Source organism: Roseomonas alba (genome assembly GCF_019430885.1).
Classification (GTDB): domain Bacteria; phylum Pseudomonadota; class Alphaproteobacteria; order Acetobacterales; family Acetobacteraceae; genus Neoroseomonas; species Neoroseomonas alba.
In genome coordinates, this window is sequence record NZ_JAHYBZ010000002.1 from 433134 (window position 1) to 447477 (window position 14344).

The 14344-nt window shown below is 69.4% G+C and carries 11 protein-coding genes; 8 read left to right on the plus strand and 3 right to left on the minus strand.

Going from position 1 to position 14344, the window contains the following annotated elements; translation table 11 throughout:
• Nucleotides 1-46 precede the first annotated feature (46 nt).
• The 3 genes from KPL78_RS06575 (at nt 47) to KPL78_RS06585 (ending at nt 4304) form a co-directional block, all read left to right on the plus strand.
• On the plus strand, nt 47-820 hold the full coding sequence (locus tag KPL78_RS06575) for a DUF1796 family putative cysteine peptidase (RefSeq protein WP_219762114.1): 774 nt from the start codon (nt 47-49) through the stop codon (nt 818-820).
• Between the two features lie 154 nt (nt 821-974).
• Complete coding sequence (locus KPL78_RS06580; protein ID WP_219762115.1) at nt 975-2147, plus strand: acetyl-CoA acetyltransferase; 1173 nt, start codon at nt 975-977, stop codon at nt 2145-2147.
• Between the two features lie 468 nt (nt 2148-2615).
• Complete coding sequence (locus KPL78_RS06585; RefSeq protein WP_219762116.1) at nt 2616-4304, plus strand: putative bifunctional diguanylate cyclase/phosphodiesterase; 1689 nt, start codon at nt 2616-2618, stop codon at nt 4302-4304.
• Between the two features lie 10 nt (nt 4305-4314).
• Here the strand turns inward: KPL78_RS06585 and KPL78_RS06590 are convergent, their stop codons facing one another.
• From KPL78_RS06590 to KPL78_RS06600, 3 genes are all read right to left on the minus strand, one after another.
• On the minus strand, nt 4315-5013 hold the full coding sequence (locus KPL78_RS06590) for an HD-GYP domain-containing protein (RefSeq protein WP_219762117.1): 699 nt from the start codon (nt 5011-5013) through the stop codon (nt 4315-4317).
• Between the two features lie 187 nt (nt 5014-5200).
• Nucleotides 5201-6352 carry a bifunctional 2-C-methyl-D-erythritol 4-phosphate cytidylyltransferase/2-C-methyl-D-erythritol 2,4-cyclodiphosphate synthase gene (locus KPL78_RS06595; RefSeq protein WP_219762118.1) on the minus strand — a complete coding sequence of 384 codons (1152 nt, stop codon included), beginning with the start codon at nt 6350-6352 and terminating at the stop codon, nt 5201-5203.
• Nucleotides 6353-6390: 38 nt separating this feature from the next.
• On the minus strand, nt 6391-6780 hold the full coding sequence (locus KPL78_RS06600; RefSeq protein ID WP_219762119.1) for a DoxX family protein: 390 nt from the start codon (nt 6778-6780) through the stop codon (nt 6391-6393).
• A 144-nt stretch (nt 6781-6924) separates the two neighbouring features.
• On the opposite strand from KPL78_RS06600, the gene dusB reads away from it, so the two are divergent.
• From dusB to ntrX, 5 genes are all read left to right on the plus strand, one after another.
• Nucleotides 6925-7986, plus strand: coding sequence for a tRNA dihydrouridine synthase DusB (gene dusB, locus KPL78_RS06605; RefSeq protein ID WP_219762120.1), 1062 nt, complete (start codon nt 6925-6927; stop codon nt 7984-7986).
• Nucleotides 7983-9119, plus strand: coding sequence for a two-component system sensor histidine kinase NtrB (locus tag KPL78_RS06610; RefSeq protein WP_219762121.1), 1137 nt, complete (start codon nt 7983-7985; stop codon nt 9117-9119). The genes dusB and KPL78_RS06610 overlap by 4 nt, the downstream gene beginning before the upstream one ends.
• Nucleotides 9116-10558: a nitrogen regulation protein NR(I) gene (gene ntrC / locus KPL78_RS06615; RefSeq protein ID WP_219762122.1), complete on the plus strand. Its 1443-nt coding sequence runs from the start codon at nt 9116-9118 to the stop codon at nt 10556-10558. Before KPL78_RS06610 ends, ntrC begins: the two co-directional genes overlap by 4 nt.
• Before the next feature lie 76 nt (nt 10559-10634).
• Nucleotides 10635-12926, plus strand: coding sequence for a sensor histidine kinase NtrY-like (locus KPL78_RS06620; protein ID WP_219762535.1), 2292 nt, complete (start codon nt 10635-10637; stop codon nt 12924-12926).
• Nucleotides 12916-14334 (plus strand): nitrogen assimilation response regulator NtrX, encoded by a 1419-nt coding sequence (ntrX, locus tag KPL78_RS06625; RefSeq protein WP_219762123.1) that lies wholly within the window; start codon nt 12916-12918, stop codon nt 14332-14334. The genes KPL78_RS06620 and ntrX overlap by 11 nt, the downstream gene beginning before the upstream one ends.
• Nucleotides 14335-14344: the final 10 nt, after the last annotated feature.

The following is a 14344-nucleotide window of genomic DNA, read 5'->3' on the forward strand; positions in this document are numbered from 1 at the left end:
CCGGACGGCTTTTGGGCCCGACATTTCAGGGAGGGTTTCCGACCCCATGCCAATCGTTCCGCTGGCTTCCTTCGCGGGATCGAGCATCGACCATCTGGTGTCCCTCGGGCGGGCCTGCGAGACGGCCTACAATCTGCGCCGCCATTACGGTTTCGCGACGGCCTACCCGTTCGACTGGTGGATCAGCACGACGGAGGGGGCAGCGCGCTTCATCCGCGACGGCGATGCCGAGGCGCTGTACCGACAGGAGGACCTGTCCGTCTCGGCCGATGGCGATGCCGTCGGGAATGCGCGGTACGGCATCCGCCTCCAGCATGAGTTCCCTCGCGACAGGCGGCTGGAGGGTCGGCCGGTCGTCGCGGATTGGGCGGACCACCTCGAGGCACCGCGCAAGCGGACGGCGCATCTCGCGCGGCGCTTCTTCGGTCTCGCGGCCACGGCGCGCAACATCGTGTTCGTGCGGGCCATCGCGCCGCGCGATACCAATGGCGCAGCGGTCGCGGCGCTGCTTGAGGCGCTGGATATGCGCTTCACCGCAGCGCGTGTTGCCGTCGTGCTGGTGAACTATCGGGGGCAGGTTCCGGCTGCTCATCCGGTGCACCGCCTGTCCGTGGCCCGCCCCGCCGGGGCGGATTGGCGCGGAGATTCCGGGGCCTGGGACGCCGCGCTCGCCACGCTTGGCCTGCGCATGACGCCCGGTCTGCACAAGCCGGCCACGGCGGCGGATCTGAGCGCCCATGTGGCCGCGCGCTCGGGGCTGGACGCGGAGGACCCGGGGCCGGCCTTCGAAGGCGCGTCGCCGGCAGCGAAGATGTCCTGAACCGTCGGTGGGGGGCACCTCCGAATGCAAGGCCCCGCATCCGACCCCTTGTCCCGCGCGGGGCGATGCCATCTCAGCCTTGTTGTCAGTGCCCCGCATATCCGCTCTCCTCATGCGGACGCGCCAGGCATGTCGCGAACCAGGAGGAACCACCATGACCGACGCCTGCATCATCGGCTGGGCCCATTCGCCTTTCGGCAAGCGCGAGGACGCACCCGACCTGGAAAGCCTGATCGCCGGCGTCGCCCGCGCCGCGATCGAGGATGCCGGCATCGCGCCCGGGGATGTCGATGCCGGCTTCGTCGGCGTCTTCGGGGAGGGCTTCACACCGCAGGGATTCCCATCCTCCCTGGTGCTGCAATCCGTCCCCGAGTTGCGCTTCAAGCCGCTGACGCGCTTCGAGAATGCCTGCGCGACCGGGTCCGCGGCCATCCACGGCGCGCGGGATTTCATCGCCGCGGGCCGTGGGCATATCGCGCTGGTGGTGGGCGCCGAGAAGATGACCTCCACCCCTGGCCCGAAGGTCGGCGACATCCTGCTGACGGCATCCTACCGCAAGACCGAGCAGGACATCGAAGGCGGCTTCGCCGGCGTCTTCGGGCGCATCGCCGAGGCCTATTTCCAACGCCATGGCGACCAGTCGGATGCGCTGGCGGCCATCGCGGCGAAGAACCATCGCAACGGCGTCGACAATCCCTGGGCCCAGATGCGCAAGGATCTCGGCTTCGACTTCTGCCGCACCGAGAGCGAGAAGAACCCCTATGTCGCCCGCCCGCTGAAGCGGACCGACTGCTCGCTGGTCTCCGACGGTGCCGCCGCCCTGGTGCTCGCCGATGAAGAGACGGCCGCGGCCATGGGCAAGGCCATCCGCTTCCGCGCCGCGGTGCAGGTGAACGACCTGCTGCCGATCGCCGCGCGCGACATCATCCGCTTCGAGGGCGCGCGCACCGCCTGGGCGCGTGCCTATGAGCAGGCGGGCATCAGCCTGTCCGACCTGTCCTTCGTCGAGACCCATGACTGCTTCACCATCGCCGAGCTGATCGAATACGAGGCGATGGGCCTGACGCCGGAAGGGCAGGGCGCGCGCGCGATCCTGGAAGGCTGGACCCGGGCGGATGGCCGCCTGCCCGTGAATCGCTCCGGCGGGCTCAAGGCCAAGGGGCATCCGATCGGAGCGACGGGCGTCTCGATGCATGTGCTGGCGGCGATGCAGCTCACCGGCACGGCAGGCGCGATGCAGCTTCCGCAGGCGGAATTGGGCGGGGTCTTCAATATGGGTGGCGCGGCGGTCGCCAATTACGTGTCGGTGCTTGAACGGGCGCGCTGATCCAGCCTTACCGTGAATGGCGCGTGAAACCGGCGAGCTTTTCATTGTGATATGAATAATCGCGCATTAGTTGAATACCGTGGCATCATGTGGCCACTCGGTTCAAGGAATGCGCGATGGTCGGTATAGGCGACCGGCTTCAGGACTGGTTTCGAACGGATGGCAGCGATGTCTTCCGCTGCGCTGGCCACGACGACCAGCCCGGAACCACGGATGCTGCCACCAACCAGGACCTGCCGCAGCGGAATCGGGGGGATGCGCCGCGGCGCCGGCACGGTTGACGCGCGCCTGACGGCGTGGCGTCGGTTCGGGGCGGCCCTGCGCGGCCGGCGGCCTTCCGCCACGCCGCCCGTCTGCCCGGCCTCCACGCTTCCTTTACCTCTTCACGTTACGTGGCTTGATCATGGGGGCGTGTCTGTGCCGTCCGGGACAGGCACGAATCCTTTCGATCAGGTCAGGCGATGCGGCATGGACGGGATGGCGGATGGTGATGGCGCCCCGAAGCCGGGCGGGCAAGAGCCTGACACGCAGGCCGCCGAGGGGCTGCTAAGCTTCGACGCAGAACTCAATGTCGGTCTCGTCAGCGGCCGTGCCGTGGCACTGCTCGGCCTGCCGCGCAGTGGTCGCCATGCGCGGGGCCTGCACGATGTGCTCGAGGCCAGCCCCCGTCTCGACCGTGATGCGGTCGCGGCGCTGGTGGCGCAGTGCCTCGCCGCTACCCTGCCGGGGGCGGAGGATGAGTTCGCGCTGCACTTGCCGGGAGCGCCCGGGCTGCGTTTTTCCGTCCGGCGGGCCTCGGGGGGATCCTGGGTCATCGCACTGGCGGCGGAGACCCGGCTCGCCGGTGGGACGGGCGGCTTCGATCCGCTGACCGGTCTCGCTGATCGCGCGATGTTTGAGGCCCGGCTCGCCGCCGCCCTCGACCGGCCGCCGCGCCGGCGCGCGGGCAGCGCCGTGCTGCTCTGCGACCTCGAAGGCATCCGCGCCGTGAACAACGTGCTCGGCCATGCGATCGGGGAGGATCTTCTTCGCGCCGCCGGGCGTCGCCTGCAGGCGGCGGTGCGCGATGCCGACCTGGTCGCCCGCATGGCCGGCGAGGAATTCGCCGTCCTGCAGACCGAAGTCGCCGATGGCGACCACGCCGCGGCGCTCGGCCGGCGGCTCGTGGAACTGCTTGGCCGGCCATACCTGATCAGCGGCGAAACGGTGGTCGTGACGCCGCGCATCGGCATCGCGGTGGCGCCCACCGACGGCATGGGGGCCGCCGAATTGCTTCGCCGCGCGGCGATGGCGCGCAACGAGACCTGCGCCGAAGGCGCCGGTGGCTTCCGCCGCTTCAGCCCGGAGATGGACCGCCGCTGGCAGGAGCGCCGGGCGATGGAGGTCGCTCTTCGCCGGGCGGTCGCGGAGAATGCCTTCGAACTGCATTTTCAGCCCCAGGTCGCGCTGCCCGAAGGCCGGCTGACCGGCTTCGAGGCGCTGATCCGCTGGCGCCATCCCGACCGTGGCATGCTTGCCCCGCCCGTCTTCCTGCCGGTCGCCGAGCAGCTCGGCCTGATGCAGGGGATTGGCTCCTGGGTGCTGCGGGAGGCCTGCCGCATCGCCGCCGGATGGCCCGCGCCGCTGACCGTTGCCGTGAACATCGCCCCCGCCCAGCTCGAGGAGGGCCGCCTGCCCGAGGAGGTCGCCGCGGCCCTGGCCGATTCCGGGCTGCCGGCGGACCGGCTGGAATTGGAAGTGACCGAGACGGTGCTGCTGGCCAATGCCGATTCGGCGCTCAGCCAATTGCTCGCCATTCGCGCAAGCGGCGTCGGCATCGCCATGGACGATTTCGGCACCGGATATTCCTCGCTGACGCAACTCCGCGTATTTCCCTTCGACCAGCTCAAGATCGACCGCTCCTTCGTGCAGGATCTGCCCGCGGGCGGGGATGCCGCGGCGATCGTGCGGGCGGTGACGGGTCTCGGCCGCAGCCTCGGCATGGCGGTCATCGCGGAGGGCGTCGAGACCGAGGAGCAACTTGACCGCTTGCGCGCCGAGGGCTGCGACGTGGCGCAGGGCTACCTGTTCGGCCGTGCGGTGCCGGTGTCGCAGATCCCCGATGTGATCAGGGCCCTGAGCCGCCCGGACGCTGCCGCACTGCCCGAGGCCGTCTGATCCGCGGTCCCTACCGGGGCACCGCCGCGATATCCGCATCGCGCCGCCGGAGCGCCGCCAGGATGACGGGGTCGAACTGCGAGGGAGCGATCCGGCCATCGCCTTGCAGGATGCGCTGCAGCGCTTCCTCGTGGTCCTGCGCGTCCTTGTAGGGTCGGTCGGACCGCAGCGCGTCATAGACATCGGCGACCGCGACCAGCCGCCCGGCAAGTGGGATGTCCTCGCCCCGGAGCCCGGCCGGATAGCCGCTGCCATCCCAGCGCTCGTGATGGGTCAACGCGATAATGCCGGCGAGCCGCATCCAGGGCGCCTTGGCATGGGCCAAGATGCTGGCCCCGAGCAGGGTATGGCGTTCCATCTGGCGCCGCCCTTCCTCGTCCAGCACATCGCGGTGGCCAAGCACGCCTTCGGGCAGGGCCATCTTGCCGATGTCGTGCAGGGCCGCGGCCCGCGCGAGCAGGTCGCGCTCCTCGGCGGGCAGGCCGACCTCCTCGCCCAGGATGGAGGCGATCTGCCCGACACGCTTCGGATGGTCCGGCCCCTCGGGATCGACCTGGGAAGCCCGCGCCACCAGCCCCTCCAGTGCCTCGTCATGCGCGTCGCACACGCACGCCGGGCGCGCGGCGATGCCGGCCTGCTCCTGGCCGGGCTCGACGCAGAAAGCACAGGCCTTCGCCTGGTCAGGTAGGGGTGAGGTCAGTCGCTCCATTCTCGCCGCCATCGGCGCCGCTGGGCGCTTCACCATAGATAGGCACAGAGGTCCCGTCTCGGAACAGGCAAGCAAGGTAGAAAGTGCGACGCCTCATATCGCCGCGTCGTGCTATGAAGATGCGCGGCGAGGTCCAACCGGGCGGCACATTGGCCGCATCCGGCACAACTGCCCCAGGCCGCAGGTCTCAGGCTTCCGGTGGGACAAGGACGACGGCGGCGGCCTGGGCCGCGATGCCTTCCCCACGGCCCGGGAAGCCCAGCCGTTCGGTGGTCGTCGCCTTCACCGAGATCGCGCCGATTCCCACCCCGAGCAACTCGGCCAGGCGTGCGCGCATGGCCTCGGCATGGGGGGCGATCTTCGGGCGTTCGCAGATCAGCGTGACATCGGCGTTGGCGAGCATCCCGCCGCGGGCTGCGATGCGCCCGGCCGCGTGGCGCAGGAAGCGGGCACTGTCGGCATCCTTCCACTGCGCTTCGGAGGGCGGGAACCAGCGGCCGATGTCGCCCTCGGCGAGCGCGCCGTAGATCGCGTCGCACAGGGCATGGATGCCGACATCGGCATCCGAATGTCCGGACAGGCCGAACGGCGAGGGGATGGTCACACCGCACAGCACCAGCGGGCGGTCGGGCACCAGGCGGTGAACGTCGAAGCCGGTCCCCATGCGCGGGATCAGGCAGGCGGCGAGATGGGCTTCCACGCGGGCGAGGTCCTCGGGCCAGGTGATCTTGATGTTGGCCTCGCCCCCCGGCACCAGCGCGACGGGCAGGCCGGCGGCCTCCAGCAGCGCGGCATCGTCCGTCGCGCTGCCGTCGCCGGTGCGATGCGCGGCCAGCAGCGCATCGAAGCGGAAGGCCTGCGGCGTCTGGGCGCGGAACAGGCCCTCACGCGGGACGGTTTCCAGGATGTGGCCCGCGGCGCCGCGCTTCAGCGTATCGGACACCGGCTGGGCGGGGATGGCCCCCGGGGCATCGGCCAGGGCCGCGCGCAGGGCGGCGATGGTGCCGTCCGGGATGACCGGCCGCGCCGCGTCATGGACCAGCACAAGATCGGGCGGATCGGCCGCCAGGGCTTCGAGCCCCGCCCGGACGCTGGCCGCGCGGGTCGCGCCGCCGCCGACCGGCGGCATGGCGGGCAGCCCGGCCAGCAATGCCGCGACGCGGCGCTCCTCGCCAGGGGCCACGACCGGCAGGATGCGGCGCACCAGCCCATCCCGCAGCAACGCCTCGGCCGAATGGCGGAGCACCGCGCGGCCGCGCAGCGGCAGATACTGCTTCGGTTCCGGCGCGCCGAAGCGCGTGCCGGAACCGGCGGCCATCAGCAGGGCATCCATGGTCATAGCTGGCTCCGGCCCCCGGCAAGGGGCCGGCGCATAGACTATTTCCGCACCTTGTCCAAGGCGAAGGCGCCCGGGCCGGCGAAGACCAGGTAAAGGAAGAGGAAGCAGTAGAGGACCGCCGCATCGCCGCCGTTCAGCAGCGGATAGACGCTGCGTGGCGCGTGCCAGAACCAGTAGGCGACGGCCATCTGGCCCGACAGGATGAAGGCGACCGGCCGGGTGAAGAGACCGAGGACGAGCAGCGCGCCACCCACCAGTTCGAGGACGCCGCCGAGCCAATAGATCGAGAACAGGGCGGGTCCGTCTCCACCCCCCGGACGCACGGGGAAGCCGAGCAGCTTCTGCGTGCCGTGCTCGAAGAAAACCAGCGCCGCGACGATGCGCAGCACGCCGAGCGCGTAAGGCGCCCAGCGATCGAGAGAGAACATCAGGGATTTCCCGGCCTTGTTGCGATGCACAAGATGCCGTTGCATGGAGTGCCCTGCAACAGGCAGGTCCCGATGCGCGCTTGGGCGGCAATCTACATGAGGCGTGTTGCGATGCGGGATCTTTGCGCCTAACTTGCCCAAATCATGAGCAACCATTGCGCGAAGAGCCTGCCGGCGATCGACCTCGGCGGCGTCTCCATCGACACGCCGGTGATCCTCGCACCGATGTCCGGGGTGACCGACCTGCCATTCCGTCGGCTCGCCCGCGCGCTGGGCACGCCGATGGTGGTCAGCGAGATGATCGCCTCCCAGGCCATGGTGCGCACCAATCGCCAAACGCTGAAGATGGCGGAGGTGGATGGCTTTGGCGGCCCGGCCTCGGTGCAACTCGCCGGCTGCGACCCGGAGACGATGGCCGAGGCGGCGCGCCTGGTGGTCGATCGCGGCGCGGCAGTGGTGGACATCAATTTCGGGTGCCCGGTGAAGAAGGTCGCGGTCGGACAGTCGGCCGGCTCCGCGCTCATGCGCGACGAGATCGCAGCCGCGCGCATCCTGGAGGCGACGGTGAAGGCGGTGTCCGTGCCGGTGACGCTGAAGATGCGCATGGGCTGGGACCACGCCAGCCTGAATGCGCCGCGTCTGGCGCGCATCGCGCAGGAGGCCGGCATCCGCATGGTCACGGTGCATGGCCGGACCCGGCAGATGTTCTACACCGGCACGGCGGATTGGGACTTCATCGCGACGGTGAAGCAGGCGGTGGACATTCCCGTCATCGCCAATGGCGACATCGTCACCGTCGAGCAGGCGGAGGAAGCGCTACGCCGGTCCGGCGCGGATGGCGTGATGATCGGCCGTGGCTGCTACGGCCGCCCCTGGTTCCCCGCCGTGGTCGCCGCGCGGCTGCGCGGTGAGGATGCGGCGGAACCCACGCTCGCCGAGCAGAAGCGGATCCTGCTCGACCACTACCGCGACATGCTGGAACACCATGGCGACAGCCCCGGCGTGCGCCTCGCTCGCAAGCATGTCGCCTGGTATTCCAAAGGCCTGCCCGGTTCGGCCGAATTCCGCGTAGCGGTGAATCGCTGCGAGACGGCGGAGGCGGTGCTCGACCTAGTCCACGCCTTCTACGATCCGTTGATCGAGCGCGGCGTGGAGGCGGTGCGCGACGCCTTCCGTGAGGCCGGCGAGGAGCGTATCGCAGCATGAAATCCAATCTCCTGCGCCGCGCGGTGCGCCCGATCGGCTGGAAGGGCCGCGCCATCCCGGAATCCGCGGCGATCCTGGGCGCCATGCCGGTGCCGGTGGTGGTGCTGGATGTCGAGAATCGCTTCGTCTTCGCCAATGCGGCGGCAGAGCAGTTCTTCCGGACCTCCGCTGCCTCGCTGGCGCAGCTTCGGCTCGCCGATCTGTTGCCGGAGGATGGGCGGATCTTCGCCCTGATCGGGCAGGTCCGGCAGATCGACGCGCCGATTTCCGATCATGACCTCGTGCTGGAGAGCCCCAAGCTGAACCGCCGCGGCGTGAGCGTGCACGGCGCGCCGCTGCCGGAGATTCCGGGCGCGGTTGTGTTGACCCTGCAGGACGGGTCGACGGCGCAGATGCTGGACCGGCAGTTGAACTTCCGCGGTGCGGCGCGTGGTGCTTCCGCCATGGCGGCGATGCTGGCGCATGAGGTGAAGAACCCGCTCTCAGGCATCCGCGGGGCAGCGCAGCTTCTCGAGCAGAATGCCGGGGAGGGGGATCGCGAGCTCTGCCTGCTCATCCAGGACGAGGCCGACCGCATCCGCGGCCTGGTCGATCGCTTCGACATGTTCTCCGAACGCCCGGTCGAACTGGCGCCGGTGAACATCCATCGGGTGCTGGACCACGTGCGGCGCATCGCGCTGACGGGCTTTGCCTCTCATCTGCGCATCACTGAAGATTATGATCCGTCCCTGCCGCCCGTCTGGGGGAATCGCGACCTTCTTGTTCAGATTTTGCTCAATCTGGTGAAGAATGCGGCAGAAGCGATCGATCCGACACACGGGGAAATTGCACTCTCCACGGCCTACCAGCATGGCGTGCGTATCGCTGTGCCCGGTTCCACCGACCGTGTGCACCTGCCATTGCAGGTGAGCGTCCGCGACAACGGCCCCGGAATCGCCGAGGAAATCCGCGGCACGCTTTTTGAACCCTTCGTCTCCACGAAGCGGGGGGGACAGGGGCTCGGCCTCGCGCTCGCGGCGAAACTCGTGGCCGACCAGGGCGGGCTGATCGAATGCGACAGCCGGCCTGGCCGGACAGTGTTCCGCCTTTCCATGCCTGCGCCCCCGCCGGGAAGCCTCGGAACTGCTCAATGACCGATTCGCGCACCATTCTCATTGCCGATGACGACCGCGCCATCCGGACCGTGCTTAGCCAGGCGCTTGCGCGTTCCGGCTATCAGGTGCGGGCGACGTCCTCGGCCGCCACGCTGTGGCGCTGGGTGGAGGATGGGGAAGGCGACCTTGTCATCACCGATGTGGTGATGCCGGACGAGAACGGCCTCGACCTGGTGCCGCGCATCAAGCGCGTGCGGCCCGAGCTGCGTGTCGTGGTGATGTCCGCCCAGTCCACCTTCGCGACCGCGGTGAAGGCGACCCAGCGTGGCGCCTTCGAATACCTGCCGAAGCCCTTCGACCTGAAGGAGTTGCTCGCCGTCGTCGAGCGCGCCCTGGCCGCGCCGGCGGAACCGGCCGTGGCCGACGACAATGAGGGCGGCGAGAAGCTGCCGCTGGTCGGCCGGTCGGCCGCGATGCAGGAGATCTACCGCACCGTCGCGCGGCTCACGACGACCGACCTCACGGTGATGATCACCGGCGAGAGCGGCACCGGCAAGGAGCTGGTCGCCCGCGCCCTGCACGACTACGGCAAGCGCCGCGCCGGCCCCTTCGTGGCCATCAACATGGCGGCGATCCCGCGCGAACTGATCGAGGCCGAGCTGTTCGGCCATGAGCGCGGCGCCTTCACCGGCGCGCTCAACCGCGGCATCGGCCGCTTCGAGCAGGCGGCCGGTGGCACGCTCTTCCTCGACGAGATCGGCGACATGCCGCCCGAGGCGCAGACCCGCCTGCTGCGCGTGCTGCAGGAAGGTGAATTCACCACCGTCGGCGGCCGCCAGCCGATCAAGGCCAATGTCCGCATCGTCGCGGCAACCCATCGCGACCTGCGGCAACTCATCCGACAGGGCCTGTTCCGCGAGGATCTGTTCTACCGCCTCAACGTCGTGCCGATCCGCCTGCCGCCGCTGCGCGAGCGCATCGAGGACATTCCGCTGCTGGCGCGCCACTTCCTCGATCGCGCCCGGGCTTCTGGCCTGCCATCCAAGCAATTGTCGCCCGAGGCACTGGAAGGGCTGAAGGCGCATGCTTGGCCAGGCAATGCGCGCGAGCTGGAAAACCTGATGCGGCGCCTTGCCGCGCTCTACCCACAGGAGGTCATCGGCGGGGACGCCGTCGCGGCCGAACTGGCCGAGGCGGCGCAGCCCTCCGGCCCGGACGGGCAGACCCAGCCGGCGACGCTGGAACAGGCGGTCGAGCGCCACCTCCAGGGCTTCATGGCCGCGCACAAGGATGGCATGCCGGTGCGCGACCTCTATGAGCGCGTCCTGGCCGAGGTCGAACGGCCGCTGCTCCGACTCGCCCTTGGTGCTACAAGGGGCAACCAGATCAAGGCGGCGGCCATGCTCGGCCTCAATCGCAACACGCTGCGCAAGAAGATCCGCGAGCTCGAGCTGCCCGTGGTGCGCGGCCTGTCCTGACCATGCGCGGGCCCTGACCATGCTGGGCCTGTTCCGGCGTCGCGGCGCGGGCCGTCCCGCTGCGCGCGCGCAGAATATGGGTGAGGCGCCTGCGCTTCCGCTGAAGCCATCCTGGGCCGGCCGCGCGGGGCATCTGCTGCAGGGCGGCGGGGTGACGATCGGGCTTGCGGTCGTCGCGCTGGTGCTGGGCATCGCGACCTTCATCGCGCTGTCCGGCGGCACGCCGCTGGGGCCAACCAGCCCGGGCGGGGTGGTCGGCATCATCCTCGCCAACCTCTCCGTGCTGTTGCTGCTGGCGGCCTCGCTCGCGGTGCGGCTGGTGCGCATGTGGGTGGAACGGCGGCGCGGATCTGCCGGGTCGCGGCTGCATGTACGTCTGGTGCTTTTGTTCGGCGTGGTCGCGGTAGTGCCGGCGATCTTCGTCGCGGGTTTTTCGGCGGTGTTCTTCAACCTCGGCATCCAGTCCTGGTTCTCGGACCGGGTGCGCAACACGCTGGAAGCCTCGCTGGTGGCGTCCCGCGCCTATCTCGAGGAACACCGCAACACCATCCGCGCCGACATCCTCGCCATCGCGAACGACCTGAACCGGGAGGCGCCGCGGCTGCTGCCGGACAACGGCATCGCCTTCGCGCGGCTGCTGGCGACGCATACCGCCATCCGGGGCCTGACCGACGCGCTGGTGGTGGAACCGACGCTCGGGCAGGTGATCGCCTCGGCGGGTTTCGTGACGGGTTCCGTGGTGGATGCGCCGCCCTCCTGGGCCATCGAGCAGGCGCGCAGCGGCGAGGTTGTCGTCTTCCCGGGCGAAGGCGGGGAGGGGCGGGTGCGCGCCCTGGTCGCTCTCAATTTCCCGCCCGGGCTCGGCGTGCCGCCGGGGCTGATGCTGATGATCAGCCGCCCCGTCGATCCGGGCGTGCTGGAGCACATGCGCACCACGGAACTGGCCTTCCAGGAATATGACCGACTGGATCGCAACCAGGGCGATCTGCAGATCACCTTCTTTCTGATCTTCGGCATCGCGACGCTGCTGGTGCTGCTGGCTGCCGTGCTGCTCGGCCTGCTGATCGCGAACCGCATCGCGGGACCGATCTCGCGCCTGATCACGGCGGCGGAGCGCGTACGCGGCGGTGACCTCTCGACCCGCGTACAGGAAGGCGAAGCCGATGACGAGGTCGCCTCGCTGTCGCGTGCCTTCAACCGCATGACGAGCCAGCTTTCCGCCCAGCGCGGCGAGCTGATGGAAGCCTATCGCCAGATCGACGAGCGGCGGCGCTTCACCGAGACGGTGTTGTCGGGCGTTTCGGCCGGGGTGATCGGGCTCGATGTGGAAGGGCGCGTGAACCTGCCGAACCGGTCGGCCTCGGCATTGCTCGGCGTCGATCTCGATGCAGCGATCGGGTTGCCGCTGGCGGGCGTCGCGCCGGAATTCGCCCCGCTGATCGAGGCGGTGCGCGCCCAGCCCGACCGCACCCAGACCGCCGAAATCCGGTCCGGCTCGCCCGCCGCGCGGCGGACGTTCATCGCGCGGCTCGGCGCCGAGATGCAGAACGGGCGCGTCGACGGCTTCGTGCTGACCTTCGACGACGTCACCGAACTCGTCTCGGCGCAGCGCAAGGCGGCCTGGGCCGATGTCGCGCGGCGCATTGCCCATGAGATCAAGAACCCGCTGACGCCGATCCAGCTCAGCGCCGAACGGCTGAAGCGCCGCTATCTCAAGCAGATCACCGACGATCCGGATACCTTCCGCCAGTGCACCGACACCATCGTGCGGCAGGTCGGTGACATCGGGCGCATGGTCGATGAATTTTCCGCCTTCGCGCGCATGCCCCAGCCGGTCATCAAGCCCGAGGATGCCAATCAGCTCCTGCGCGAGGCACTGGTCCTCCAGCGCGATGCGCATCCCGAGATCGCCTACCAGACCGCCTATGCCGATCCGGCGCCGATGATCGCCTGCGATCGCCGGCTGATCGGCCAGGCACTGACCAACCTGTTGCAGAATGCGGCGGATGCCGTGGCCATGCGGGCGGAGGATGGCGCAGGCCACATCCATGCCTGCGTCGAATCGGGCCCGGCCGATATCCGCTTCATCGTCAAGGATGACGGAGTCGGCCTGCCGCGGGAGGAAGAACGCGACCGGCTGACCGAGCCCTATGTCACGCACAAGGCGAAAGGAACCGGGCTTGGCCTTGCCATCGTGAAGAAGATCATGGAGGACCATGGCGGGCGGCTGGCCCTGGAGGATCGCGAAGACGGCCCTGGTGCGCGGGTGGCCTTGATCCTTCCAGTGAAGGCGCCGACGGTCGGATCGGAATCGGGTGCCGATTCGACGCGGGCCGCCGAGGGAGCGAAGGTCGCGCATGGCGCATGAGATCCTGATCGTCGACGACGAACCCGACATCCGGGCCCTGATCGAGGGGATCCTGTCGGATGAAGGGTACGAGACGCGGCAGGCGCACAACGCCGATACCGCCATCGCTGCCTTCCGGCAGCGGCGGCCGTCGCTCGTCATTCTCGATATCTGGCTGCAGAATTCGCGCCTGGACGGGCTCGGCATCCTCGAGGCGCTGCATGTCGAGGAACCGCAGGTCCCGGTGGTGATGATCTCCGGCCACGGCACCATCGAGACCGCGGTCCAGGCGATCCAGCAGGGCGCCTATGACTTCATCGAGAAGCCGTTCAAATCGGACCGGCTGCTGCTGATCGTCGCGCGCGCACTGGAAGCCGCGCGGCTGAAGCGCGAGAACAGCGAGCTGAAACTGCGCGCCGGGGCCGAGACGGAACTCGTCGGCGGTTCCGTGCCGCTGTCGCAGTTGCGCGGCGCGATCGAGAAGGTCGCGCCGACCGGATCGCGCGTCCTGATCACCGGGCCTGCCGGTGCCGGCAAGGAAGTCGCCGCACGGATGATCCATGCGCGGTCGCGCCGCGCCGAGGGGCCGTTCCTGGTGCTGAACTGCGCGACGCTGAATCCCGCGCGCTTCGAGGAGGAATTGTTCGGCGTCGAGGCCGGGCCGGATCCGCTCGCCCAGCCGCGGCGCGCCGGCGTTTTGGAACGCGCCCATGGCGGCACGCTGCTGCTGGATGAGGTGGCGGACATGCCGCTGGAAACCCAGGGCAAGATCGTGCGCGCGCTGCAGGAGCAGGGCTTCGAGCGCATCGGCGGCGGCACGCGGGTGAAGGTGGATGTGCGCGTGCTGTCCACGACCAACCGCGACCTTGCCGCCGAGATCGCCGCCGGCCGCTTCCGCGAGGACCTTTTCTACCGCCTGGCCGTGGTGCCGCTGCGCGTGCCGGCGCTGCGCGAACGGCGCGAGGATGTCCCGGTCCTGGCCCGTCACTTCATGGGCCGTTCGGCCGAGACCACGGGCATGGCGTCCCGCGAGCTTTCCGAGGACGCGCTCGCCGCCATGCAGGCCTATGACTGGCCGGGCAATGTCCGCGAGCTGCGCAACCTGATCGACTGGCTGCTGATCATGGCGCCGGGCGACGCGAAGGAGGCGATCCGCCCCGACATGCTGCCGCCGCAGGTTGGGGCGGCCGCGCCGGCGGTGCTGAAGCTCGACCGGTCGTCGGAGATCATGACGCTGCCGCTGCGCGAGGCGCGTGAGCTTTTCGAGCGGCAGTATCTGGAAGCGCAACTGCTGCGCTTCGGCGGTAACATCAGTCGCACCGCGAATTTCGTTGGCATGGAGCGCAGCGCGCTGCATCGGAAGCTGAAATTCCTCGGCGTGCAGGCCGAGGACCGCGCGAACCCGCCGGGTTCCGTCGGCACTGCCTGAAGGACTATCC